The sequence below is a fragment of the Actinoplanes sp. NPDC024001 genome (assembly GCF_040638955.1).
Taxonomy (GTDB): Bacteria; Actinomycetota; Actinomycetes; order Mycobacteriales; family Micromonosporaceae; genus Actinoplanes.
Window position 1 is genome coordinate 63,528 of sequence record NZ_JBEZZB010000029.1, and the last position, 13,179, is coordinate 76,706.

General features: G+C 73.4%; 1 protein-coding gene. It reads left to right on the plus strand.

The window, feature by feature from the left end; genetic code table 11:
• Window positions 1-370: 370 nt before the first annotated feature.
• Window positions 371-12,997 carry a hemopexin repeat-containing protein gene (locus AB0F81_RS14225; protein ID WP_360196239.1) on the plus strand — a complete coding sequence of 4,209 codons (12,627 nt, stop codon included), beginning with the start codon at window positions 371-373 and terminating at the stop codon, window positions 12,995-12,997.
• The last annotated feature ends 182 nt before the right edge of the window (window positions 12,998-13,179 follow it).

Genomic DNA, 13,179 nt, shown 5'->3' on the forward strand with positions numbered 1-13,179 from the left:
CCATCCAGGAGCGCCGATGCCCCACCGGCTTGAGTGTCAGCACCACTTTTCGCACAAGTCAACGCTTCCACAGCACTTGCCGCCGATTGCGCAGAAAAACGCGCAAGAGGTTTGGAATCGATCCACTGATGTCGCCTGCCCGACAGGCTGATCGGCGCGAGCCGAGAGAAGGTGCGGACGGACCGGGGCGCATCGATAGATCGGCGGAATCGATGGATCTCATTGCGTCGTTAGACTGCGGCCGATGCACGGGCGCCGCCCTCGCGCCGGCGCCGGTTTCGCTCATCCTCGACCGGGACGCCGCCACGCCCTGTTGACCGCACCCTTGTCGGGGTTACGCCCGGCTGCCTCACTCGGGGAGGGGTGCGACATGGGTCCGGACGGTTCGCTGCCCAGCTATCAGTCACTGTTCGGTGATCTCGACTTCCGGGCCGGCGACGACGCCCGGTCGGTGTCGTCGCCGGCGGCCTATCTGGCGGATCTGCTGCGGCTGGGCGGTGACCGGCTCGCCCAGCGCCGCCCGGACCTGCGCGGGGTGCCGCTGGACGCCGAGCACACCTACGCCGAGGTGCCCTATCTGGACATCGTCAACGAGGTGCTGGCCGGTGACCTGGCGGCCCGCCGGGGAAAGGACACGCTGGCCGAGGACCAGCGGGTGCTGTTCTCGGTGCGGCACGAGCGGATCGCCCGGCTGCTGCACCACCTGGGCGCCGACATGGTGGAGCTGTACCGCCGGTTCGCCCCGGTGGTGGATCCGGACGTCGTGGCCCGGGAGGCGCTCGGGCTGACGCCGGCCGAGGTCGCCCTGGTCACCACGGTGCTGCCGGACGGCAAGCCCCTTCGGGAGTGCCTCGGGCTGGATCCGGAGGCCGCGGATCCCTACCCGGAACTGGCCGGGGTGCGGCGGTTCCGCGCCGCGCTGTCGCTGAGCGCCGACGAGCTGCGGGCGCTGCTGCGCCAGGACGGCGAGACGGTCACCCTGGACGAGACGGAGCAGGCGCTGGTCCCGGCCGCCACCACCGGCCCGGTCCCGATCTCCTGGTACGAGCGGGCGCACCGCTTCGTCCGGCTGGCCCGCATGCTCGCCCTCCCCTTCGCCGACCTGCACCTGTTCCTGCGGTCCTGCTGCGACAACCGGATCGACGCCGCCGCGCTGCGCACCATCGCCGTGCTGCGCCATCTCCAGCGGGAGCTGGACCGCCCGCTCGACGCGGTGGTCGCCCTCGTCGCGCCGCCGGCCCCGCGCGACCGGGCCGGGCTGCTCACCGCCGCCCTGGAGATCAGCGCCGAGGAGCTCGACGACCTGCTGGACGCGCTGGCCGCCGACCCGTCCGCGCTGCGCCACCCGGCGTTCCCGCTGCTGATCGACACCGGCGGCGCCCGCGACCCGTACGCCGTGCTGGCCGGCGCCGACGTGCCGAGCGCCCTGTGGCTGGTGCAGATGCTGCTCGCGCTGACCCGCTGGCTGTCCGAGACCGGCCTGTCCACCGCGGACCTGCGCGAGGTGATGGGCCTGGGCGGCACCGACCCGGCCGTCGTGCTCGACACGGTGCGCGCCGGCCAGGACGCGGTCCGGATGGTGCCGGAGGCCTTCGTGTCGGAGCGGTTCGGGCCCCGCGCCGCCCAGGTGATCCACGACGTGCTGGTGGGTTTCGGGCCGGGCATCACCTCGGCCGCCGATCCCGGCGTGCTGCGGGTGGACCCGGACGCGGCCGCCACCGCCGCGCACGCCGCCGCCACCGAGCTGGCCCTGGTCGCCGGCAGCGACTTCACCGGCCTCGGCCTGGACGACCGCCTCGCCACCAAGATCTTCACGAACCTGGTGCTGCGCGGTTACCTGGAGCCGTCCGGCGAGGTGACCGCCGACCGGCTCCCGGAGACCGCCGGCGAGCTGGTGCTGGCCGGCGACTTCACCGCCTGGCAGGAGCCGCTGTCCGAGCTGCTGGCCTGGCTGATCGAGAACGCCGGCGACGACCTGCCGATGTGCTACCCCTCGGACCTCGACGAGCTCGGCGGCCTGGACGACGCCGGGCGCGCCGAGCTCTACGACAACCTGATCTTCAACGGGCAGGTGGACCCGGACGGACGGCTCCTGCGCGACGACCCGGCCACCGACGCGGACCTGAGCGGCCTGGCCGAGGCGGTGCACTCCCGGCTGCGGGAGCGCCTGGCCGCGTTCACCCGGGAGCCGATCCTGCTCAACCCGGCCGACTTCGCCGGGCTGCCGGTCTCCGCCGACGACTGGACGGCACTGCTGCTCAGCCTGCAGTTCAACGGGCACCTCGACGACGAGTACGCCTACCGCGACCCGGCCGGCCTGCTCGACATGACGCCCGCCGAGCTGACCGTGGACGTGCGGTTCCACCCGTACCGGCGGGAGGTGCTCGACGCGGTGCAGGGACAGCTCAGCCGGGTGCGCACCGCGATGGCGACGGTGACCGCGGACGACTTCCGCGACCTCGCCGACGCCGAGGCGGCCGGCCGGGTCGTCGCGGCCCTGGACGCGGCCTTCCCGGACGGGCGGGCACCGGCCGAACCGGTCACGATCGACGGCTTCACGGCGGCGGAGAACGCGGCGATCAACGCGCGGCTGGCGACCGTGCACGCCGACGGCGCGCCCTACCGGTTCGACCCGGCGGCGCTGACCGGGCTGGGTCTCACCGACGAGGAGCGCGACCACCTCGTCGCCCATCTGATCGGCGCCGGAGACCTGACCGAGCAGCTGGCGGTGCCGGCGCATCGCCTCGACTGGTTCGGGCACGCGCATCACGCGCTGGACTTCACGCTGCCCGGTTCCGCGGACTTCAGCCGCGACGTGTTCCTGCTGCTGCACACGGCCGCCGTGCAGCTGAGCGCGGCGATCAGCGAGATCACCACGGCGTTGCTGGACCGGCAGGCCGCACAGCACGCCGCGCTCGGCACGGCGTTGCAGGACGCGTACGCGATCCCGGCCGCCACCGCCGAGGCCATCTGCACGGCGGTCAGCGGTAGTCCCGCCGACATGCTGGAGAGCCTCGGCTCCGGCCGTACGATGCGCCGGGTCCAGGGATGCGCGGTGCTCGCCGCGCGTCTCGGCCTGGGCCCCGCCGAGATCGCGACGGTCTTCCACGACCAGGACCTGGCCGCCAAGTTCGCCGAGCCGCTCGTGCTGCCGCCCGGCGTGGACCGGATCGACGCGCTGCTGGACGCCGGCGACGGCCGGATCCTGCTGTTCCGCGAACGCGGTTACTGGGAGTACACGGCCGACGGCACGCTGACCGACCCGCGGCCGCGGCTGCTGACCGATCTCGGCGGTCCGTTCGGCGGGCTGGGCTCGGTGGACGCCGCGTTCACCGACCCGAGCGGCACGAGCTGGCTGGTCGGCCGCGGCGACGACGGGGTCTCCGCCACGTTCGTCCGCGCCCGCGGCCACACCCGGTGGACGCGGCGCACCCAGCAGTGGGGCACGGTGCGCAACGTGTTCGCCGAGCCGGCCCGCATCGACGCGGCGTTCGTCGACGAGGCCGGCCGCGCCTACCTGTTCTGCGGCGACCAGTACGTCCGCTACTCGGGACCGGACTACGCCCAGGTGGACGCCGGCTATCCGCGCCGGATCGGCGAGTGGTGGGAGGGCGACCTGCGCGCCGGGGCGCTGCCGCCGCGGTTCCGGGGCGAGCTGGACGCGGCGTTCCGCGGTCATGACGGGCTGACCTACCTGTTCGCCGGGGAGCGGTTCGTCGCGCTCGGTGGCCCGGAGGCGCCGGCCGAGCGGATGATCGCCGACGGGTGGGGGCGGGTGGTCGAGCCGGACCGGTTCGACGCCGCCTACGTCGCCGGGCCGGCGCTCTACCTCTTCTCCGGGGACCGGGTGGTGCGGCACAGCAACTGCGTGGAGAACGACGGCCTGCGCGCCGACGACGGTTACCCGAGGCGGATCGCGGCGCAGTTCCCGGGTGTGCCGCCCGGGTTCGACAGCGGCGTGGACGCGGCGTTCGCCGACGCCGCCGGAGTCGTGCACCTGTTCAAGGACGGTCGCACCGTGGCGCTGGAAGCGAACGGGCCGAGCGTGGCGCCGACCGCCGAGCGCTGGGGCGTGCTGCCCGAGGTGCTGCCCTTCGGCGAGGTGGAGGCCGGGTTCGTCGGCCTGGACGGGTGCACCTACCTGTTCAGTCACGGTCACTACGTGCGCTACTCCGGCAGCGACTACACCGCGGTGGACTCCGGCTACCCGCGACCGGTCGGCGACTGGGCCGGGCTGCAGCGGGTCGACGCGGCGTTCGCCCTGGACGGGCAGACCCACCTGTTCGGGACGGCGGGGCTGCTGTTCCGTACCCCGAGGGCGGCGGCCGACGAGGCCGAGCTGGACGCCGGCCGGATGCCGCGGTCGCTGCGTGACCGGCTCGACGAGCACGGCCTGCCGGTCGCCGGGGACGCGACCGTGACCGGGGCGGCCCCGGCGTGGCAGACGACCGCCGGCTCCGGGATGCGCCTCGCCCTGACCCGCACCGGCACCCACCTCGAGGTGGCCTGCGACCCCGGCGCGGTCGCCTTCCACGTGCGCTACTCCACGCGCGACTACACGGCGCCCGACGCCGGATACCCGCGCCCGCTCGCCGACAACTGGTGGAACCTGCCGGCGGAGCTGCGCGACCGGCCGGTCGACGCGGTGTTCACCGCCCCCGACGGCCGGGTCCACCTGATCTGCGACGACAGCGTCGTCACGTTCGACGGCCGGCGGCGCTGGTGGTCGCCGGCCCGGCCGCTCGCCGAGCAGTGGGACAGCCTGCCGTTCGACCGGGTCAGCACGATGTTCACCGGCACCGACGGGCGCACCTACGTCTTCCACGGCCGGGATTACGCCCGCTTCTCGGATCCGAACCTCGGCCGGGTGGACGACCGGTATCCGGCGCCGATCACCGGGTTCTGGGGTGTCGTGGTCAACCACATCGCGCGGACCGGGCGGGTGGACGCGGCGCTGGTGGCCGGCGAGCACACCTACCTGTTCTCCGGCGACCAGTTCGTCCGCTACACCGGCGACGCGCGGACCGTCGACCTCGGCTATCCGCGGCGACTGGACCAGCTGCCGCGGGAGCCCCGCTTCGCCGGGCTGACCGCCGTGCCGGACTCGATCGACGCCGCGTTCGCCGACAGGGGCAACGTCTATCTGATCAGCGGCGACCGCTGCCACGTGGCGTCCACCGCCGGCTACCGGCGCTACGACCACGTCGCCTTCGAGACGCCGGGCTGCGCGCTCGTCGAGGACGGGACGCTGTTCCTGCGGCACTACTACGGCTGGCACCGCTACACCGCGATCGAGGGCGCGGTGGTGTCGGCGGCCGAGCAGCAGCCGCGGTTGCTGCGGTCGGTGCCCGCCGAGTACCGCACCGACGCGGACGCCGTGCTGCACGGCACCGACGGCAACACCTACGTGTTCAAGGGGCCGCTCTGCTACAACACCGCGGCCGAGGCGGTCTACCCGCTCGCCGAGGAGTGGGGCCGGCCGCGCAACGCCTTCTGGCACGACAACACGGCCGACGCCGGGTTCGTCGCCCCGGACGGGCGCACCTACGTGTTCAGCGGCGATCAGTTCGTGGTCTACCCGGGGCTCGACTACGTGGACGTGCAGGTCGAGCGGGGTCCGCTGCCGATCGCCGAGCACTTCGCCGGGCTGACCGCGGTAGCCCTGGCCTATGTCCGGGACGGCGTCACCCATCTGTTCGAGCCGCCCGGGCCGGACGGCGCCATGCGCTACCTGGTCTATTCCGGCAAGGACCTGGACCAGCCCGACGACGGCTACCCGCAGCTCACCGGCCCCGGCTTCTGGGAGATCCCGCAGGAGTACCGGCCGGCCGGGTTCACCCTGCCGGACGCGGTGCTGACCAACGGCGAGCACCTGCTGGTCCTGGCCGGCGACGTGTGCCTGACCTATGACGAGGCGAGCGGCGCCTGGTCGGCGCCACGGCCGCTGGAGCGGATCTGGCGCGGCATCGGGGCGACCGGTGACCTGCGCGCCGCGTTCACCGGCCGGGACGGCGCCACCTACTTCTTCTTCGGCCACGAGTTCACCCGCTACTCCGGCGGCGCCTTCGCGCCGCGCCGGCCGGTGCGTGAGCACTGGGGCCTGACCCGCAACAACTTCCTGACCGGCACCCGCCACGACGTGATCGACGCGGCGTTCGTCGACCACGGGGTCACCTATCTGTTCGCCGGCGACCAGTACGTGCGGTACAGCGGCAGCGACTACCGCTACACCGATCCCGGCTATCCCCGCGCGATCGCCGAGCACCTGCGCGGTGAGGAGCCGTTCGCCGCGCTGCCGGCGACGGTCCTGGAGGAGCTGGCCGCCCGGCACGCCGGCGGTGAGCCGATGCTGAACGCGGTGGTGTCGAACGCCCGCAACGTCTACCTGTTCGCCGACGACACCTGCCACGTGCTGTCCCGGGAGACGGCCGGCGAGTTCGAGACGGCCGCGCTCGGGCGGATCCGCAACAACCTGGCCGAGCGGGGGCGGGTGGACGCCACGCTGGTCACCGGCACGCACACGTACCTGTTCGCCGGTGATCAGGTGGTCCGGTACACCGGCGCGGACTACTCGCGGGTGGATGACGGCTTCCCGCGTACGCTCGCCGCCGCGTTGCCCGTCGAGCTCGGCGTGGCGGACCTGCCGGCCGGATTCCGCGCCGGGGTGGACGCCGCGTTCCGCGCGCCGGACGGCAGCACCTACCTGTTCGCCGGCGACCGGTTCCTGCACGCCGCCGGCGGCGACGCGAGCGTCGCCGCGCTGGCCGGCGCCTGGGGCATGCCGCGCAACGAGTTCCGCGACACCGGCCTGCAGGCCGCGTTCGTCGCTTCGACCGGCGAGTTGTACGCGTTCAGCGGCAGCCAGTACGCCCGGTACCGGCTCGGCGAGTTCGGCACCGTCGAGGACGGCTATCCGCGCCCGATCAGCGCCGGCTTCGACCTGCCGGACGACTTCGCCGACGGCATCGACGGCGCGTTCACCCTCGACGGCCGCACCTACCTCGCCAGGGGTGACCGGTACGTGCGCTTCAGCGACGGGCACGACGCCGCCGACCGGACCTTCCCGCAGCGCTTCGCCGACCGCTGGGCGCCGATCGCCGACTACCGGCTGCGCGACCTGCGGTTGATCGCGAGCTACGCCGCGCTCGGCGTCGGTCTCGCGCCGGACGCCACGATCACCGACCCCTATCGGTACGTCGCCGAGCGCCTCGGCTGGGACGTCGAGGAGCTGCGCTGGTGCCGCCGCAACAGCCGCTTCCCGGACGAGGGCGACCGTCTCGAACTGGAGTTCCTGCTCGACACGGCCGGCCTGTTCGCGCTGGCCGACCGGTTCGGCGCCGGACCGTCCCGGATCCACGACGAGGTCTGGGCGCCGCTGCACGACGACGGCGGCCCGGCCGGCCTGGACGCCGCCGCCACCGTGCTGACCGAGCTGCTGGCCCGCGTCGCCGGCCCGGACCGCTGGCCCGCCCTGGCCCGGCAGCTGCACGGCGAGCTGAACCTGCGCACCCGCGACGCGCTGGTCGCCGCCTCCGGGCGCGACCCCGCCGCGCTGTTCGCCCGGTTCCTCATCGACGTCGGCATGGGCGAGCACGGCACCACCTCCCGGGTCCGGGAGGCGATCGCCGCCGCCCAGCTCTACCTGCACCGTTACCTGCTCAACCTGGAGGACGCGGGCGGCGACGAGGAGCAGCGCGAACGGGTCCGGCGGTGGTGGACGTGGATGCGCGCCTACCGCCTCTGGGAGGCCAACCGCGGCGTCTTCCTGCACCCGGAGAACTACCTGCGGCCGGAGCTGCGCGGCACGAAGACCCCGGCGTTCCAGGCCCTGGAGAGCGACCTGCTGCAGGGCGAGATCACCGCGGCCACGGTGGACCGGGCCTACCGCCGCTACCTCGACGAATACACCGAGGTGTCGCGGCTGACCATCGCCGGCGGCTACGTCTACACCAAGGACCAGCTGGCCGACGGGCCGCGCCGGCTGATCCTGTTCGGCCGCACCAAGACCGACCCGCGCCGCTACTACCACCGGCGCGCCGAGTTCGGCAGCCGGGACAACCTGTCCGCGTCCTGGGAGGCGTGGCAGCCGGTCGGGGTGCGCATCGACGCCGACCTGGTGCACCCGGTGCACGCCTTCGGGCGGGTCTTCGTGTTCTGGACGGTGACCGAGGCGGTGGTGGTCGACCCAGCCGCCAAGGAGGCCAGTTACCGGGTGGGCATCCGCTACTCGTTCCAGGACCTCACCGGCGGGTGGGTGCCCGAGCAGAACCTGGGTGACGGGCCGCTGCACCTGGCCACGATCAGTGACGTACGGCTGCTGGTGCTGCCGCGGATGAAGGCCGGCTCCGGCCGCATGTCGATCATGGTGTCCTGCGGCTACACGGTGACGCCGCGCGAAGGCGCGGCGAGCCCCGCCGAGCTGCGCTACGACCTCAACCCCGAGCTGTACGCCGACGAGCTGCCGGTCGGGGCCGGCGACGAGCTGGACGCCGCGGTGCGGGCCGCCACCAGCGCCGGCACCGCCACCGCCGACCGGGTCGCGCAGATCTTCCTCGACCCGGTGGACCCGGCCGCCGTGGTCCGGCTGGACGCCCCGGCCGGCACCGACGTCTGGCCCTGGTTCAGCGTCGACCACAGGGGCGGCAGTTTCCTGTGCCGGCCGGTCACCGTGACCCCGCAGGAGGCCTCGTTCGTCCCGCTCTCCCCCAACCCGTACCAGCTGCCGGAACCGGGACCGGGCTGGAGTCAGGTGGACGCCGCGGTCGAGCTGACCGGTGGCACCCGCCTGTACTTCGACAACGTCCAGCACATGTGGCGCACCGGCACCGGGTCACCCGAGCCGATCGCGCCCCGCTGGGGTCTGCCCCGGCAGGTGCTGCCGGCCCCCGGCCAGATCGACACGGTCCTGGTCCGCGGCGACCGGACGTTCGTCTTCAGCGGCCCCCGGTACACCGCGTTCACCGGCACCCCGTTCGAGATGGCCGACGCCGGCTATCCGCGGGACGTCTACGGCAACGAGGACGGCGTGCCGTCGCAGCTGCGCAGCGTGGACGTCGCGTTCCGCACGCCCGACGGGGTGGAGTACTTCGTCTCCGGCGACAACTGGTACACCTCCGAGGCATCGCAGACCGCCCGGCCGATCAGCGAGCTGTGGCAGCACGCCACCGGGGCGGACGCGTTCACCCAGCTCGACACGGTGCTGGTCACCGACACCGCCACGCTGTTCATCGGCGGCGGCCGCTATCTGCGCTTCACCCACCCGGCCGAGCGCGCTCGTGGCGCCGGGTTCGGCGCCCCGGACGCCGGCTACCCGCGGAACCTGGGTGGCGACGGCCTGCCGAGCGACGTGCGCATCGACGCGATCGCCCGGCGTGGGCAGCTCACCTACTACTTCGACAACAACGGCCAGACCTACACCGAACGCGATCCGAGCGGCCACACCCGGACCCGGCCGGTGCACGTTCCCAGCGCCATCGTCCGCACCCAGACCGTCGACGCGGCCTGGACCGGCGGCAACCGGCTCTACCTGACCTGCGGCGAGGAGTACGTGCGCTACACCCTCGACGGCAGCACTGTGCCGGCGCTCGTCGACGACGGCTATCCGGCCCGGCTGCCGCGCCGGATCGACACCGTGCTGCCCCGCGGCACCGACGTGCACCTGTTCAGCGGTGACCGCTACGCCACCGTCACCGCCGGTACCGAACCGGGCACCCTGCCCGATCCGGTGCCGGTCGCCGGCGCCTGGGCCGAACTGCCGCCCGCGTTCAGCGCGGCCCTGGAGAGCGCCGACGGCCTGTACCTGTTCCTCGGCGACCAGTACGTCAGGTACGCCACCACCGGCAAGGTGCGCCGTCCGTACCGGCTGGCCGCGCTGCCGTTCGAGATCGTCCGGCTGACCACCGGCACCGCCTCCGACCTCAACCGCAGGCTGCTCTCCGGCGGGGTCGGCGCGCTGCTCGACCTCGCCACCCAGGAGACCGACGAGATCGCGCTGAGCACCGACGCCGCCGACGTCACCGCGATCCGGGTCAACCCGGACCTGGTCGACGCCGACCGGCTGCCCAGCGGCTCACACCTGGACTTCCGCAGCGCCAACGGCGGCTACTACTGGGAGATCTTCTTCCACGCGCCGATGCTGATCGCGCAGACGCTCAACCAGGCGCAGCGCTTCGAGGACGCCCGCCGCTGGTACGAGTACGTCTTCGACCCGACCCATCCGCACTCCTGCTGGCGCTTCCTGCCGTTCCTCGCCGTCGACCCGGCCGAGCTGGCGGACTCCCTGACCGAGCAGCTGGCCCGGGTGCGCGCCGCGGGATCGTCGACCACCCGTACCGAACGGGCGCTGGAACCGATCGTCAGTGCCCTGCGCACCCTGGCGCCGGCCGTGGCGCAGAACCGCGACCCGGCCACCGACGCCGAACGCGCCGCGCTGACCGACCTGACCAACGCGCAGTATCACCGCGACGTCGACGACGCGGTGCAGGCGATGCTCGCGGTCCGCAGCGTCACCGCCGCGCGCCGCGAGGCGATCGAACGGTTCCGGGAGACCACCCTGATCGCGGCGGAGACGGCCACCATGTTCGACGCGGTCGGCGACCGGGAGCACCTGCTGCGCGCCTACCGGGAGGACCCGTTCGACCCGCACGTGATCGCCGGGCTGCGGCCGGTCGCCTACCGCCGGGCCGTGGTGATGGCCTACATCGACAACCTGCTCGACTGGGGTGACCTGCTGTTCCGCCAGTTCACCCCGGAGACCGTGGACGAGGCCCGGATGCTCTACGTGCTCGCCCACGACCTGCTCGGCGAACGCCCGGAACGCCTCGGCACCCGGCTGCTGCCGGCCCGCGCCTTCGCCGAACTCGGCGAGCAGGACCTGCTCGCCTTCCTGACCGGCGGCGGCACCCTGCTGGCCGGCGCCGGCGAGGCGCACGCCGGGGTGGCCGACACCTACTTCACCATCCCGGAGAACCGGGTGTTCGGCGAGTACTGGGACCGGGTCGAGGACCGGCTCCGCAAGATCCGCGAGTCGCGGGACATCCTCGGCGCCGCCCGGATGCTGCCGCTGTTCGCGCCGGCACTCGACGCGGCCGCGCTGACCGCGGGCGCCGCGGCGGGAGTGAGCCCGGCCGAGAGCGCCGCGGTCGCGGCGGCGCCGGTGCCGCACCACCGCTTCGCCGCGGTCCACCGCCACGCCCAGGAGCTGGCCGAGAAACTGACCCAGTTCGGCACCGAGCTGCTCGGGGTGCTGGAACGCGGCAGCGCCGAGGAGCTGGCCCTGCTGCAGAGCCGGCAGGAGCAGGCCGTCCGGGCGATGGGCCTGGACGTCCGGCAGGCCCAGGTACGGGCCGCCGAAGAGGCGCTGGCGCAGCTCACCGCGAGCCGGGCCGGGGCCCGGGAACGGATCGTCCACTTCGAGCGGCTGCTGGCCACCGGCCTGACCGGGCTGGAGCGCGCCGAGTTGGAGGCCATGCGGCACGGCGCGAACCTGCACCTGTCCGCGGGCGTGCTCAAGGGCGCGGCCGCGCTGGCCCACATCACCCCGCAGTTCAGCCTGGGGCCGTTCATCATCGGCTCGGAGACCGGCGGCGAGCAGATCGGCGAGTCGCTGGGCAAGTTCGCCGAGACCACCGAGTCGCTCGGCGAGGCGTTCAGCATGATCGGCGAGGCGCTGGGGCGGCAGGCTCAGCACGAGCGGCTCACCGAGGACTGGACGCTGCAGCTGGCCGTGGCCCGCAACGACGACCTCCAGCTCGGCCACCAGCTCGTCGCGGCCGAACAGCAGCTGGTCGCGGCCCGGCGGGAGGCGGAGATCGCGGCGCGGGAGATCACCCACCTGGAGACGGTCGCCACCTTCGTGCGCGACCGGTTCACCAACACCGAGCTGTACGCGTGGATGGCGGGGCGGCTGTCCGGCCTGTACTTCCAGGCGTACCGGCTGGCGTACGACACGGCGAAGGCGGCGGAGCGGGCCTACCAGTTCGAGCACGGGGTGAGCGAGACGTACATCGCGCCCGCGTACTGGGAGAGCCGGCGCAACGGACTGCTCGCCGGCGCCGCGCTGGGGCACGATCTGGACCGCCTGGGCCGCGCGAACCTGGACCGCGGCGAGCGCGGCCTGGAGATCACCCGGCACGTGTCGCTGCGGGAGGTGGACCCGGTCGCGCTGCTGCGCCTGCGGGAGACCGGCAGCTGCGAGTTCGCGCTCACCGAGACGCTGTTCGACCGGGACTTCCCCGGCCACTTCCGGCGGCAGCTGCGGACGATCGCGGTCCACTTCCTCGACGCCGACGGGCAGGCGCTCACGGTCAACGCGATGCTCACCCAACTCGACCACCGGACCGTGCTGGCCGCCGACCCGGCCGCGGTGAAGCACCTGCTCGACCCGGCCGGGCCGATGCCGGCGACGGTGCGCGCGGACTGGCGGCCCGGCCAGCGGATCGCGCTGTCGGCGGAGAACAACGGCCTGTTCGAGCTGCGCTACGACGACGAGCGCTATCTGCCGTTCGAGGGCACCGGCGCGGTGTCGGCCTGGCGGCTGCAGCGGCACGGCGCCACCGAGCCGTACGACGTGCTGCTGACCGTCCGATACACCGCCGAGGCCGGGGACGCCGCCTTCACCGAGACGGTCAAGGGGCTGCTCAAGCCGTATCCGGCGGCCCGGTTCTTCGACGTGGCGCGCGAGTTCCCGCAGCAGTGGGAGGAGTTCGTCGGCAACGGCGCCGACCGGCTCGTGCTGCCGTTCACGCCGGAGATGTTCCCCGGCATGGCCGGGCGCCGGATCACCGGCGTGCTGCCCGCCTACGAGCTGACCGACGGGGTACCGGCCCGGCTGGTGCTGGACGGGGATCCCCGGCTCACGCTGACCGAGGGCGCCGTGCTGGCGGCCCCCGGACTGAGTGTCCGCGGCGACGCCGGCTGGTCGTTCGCCCTGGACGGCGAGAAATCCACCCTCCGCAACGTCGGTCTCGTGCTGACCTACCAGGCCGCCGTCCAGTAGATCGGGAGACGCCCATGTCGACACCTTCTGGTTCCCGCCGGCGCCCGGGCGGATCCGGGTCCACGCCGGCCGCCACCAAGTCGGTGATGATGGCCGAGCGGCACGCCGCCACCGTCCGCGCCCACGACCTGCGCGTCGACCAGGCCAACCTCGACGAGCTGGCGATCACTTCCAAGGCACGT

What these genes read in the sequence shown, in the direction of transcription:
- AB0F81_RS14225 (WP_360196239.1), top strand. Translation starts at nt 371, where the DNA reads ATGGGTCCGGACGGTTCGCTGCCCAGCTATCAGTCACTGTTCGGTGAT.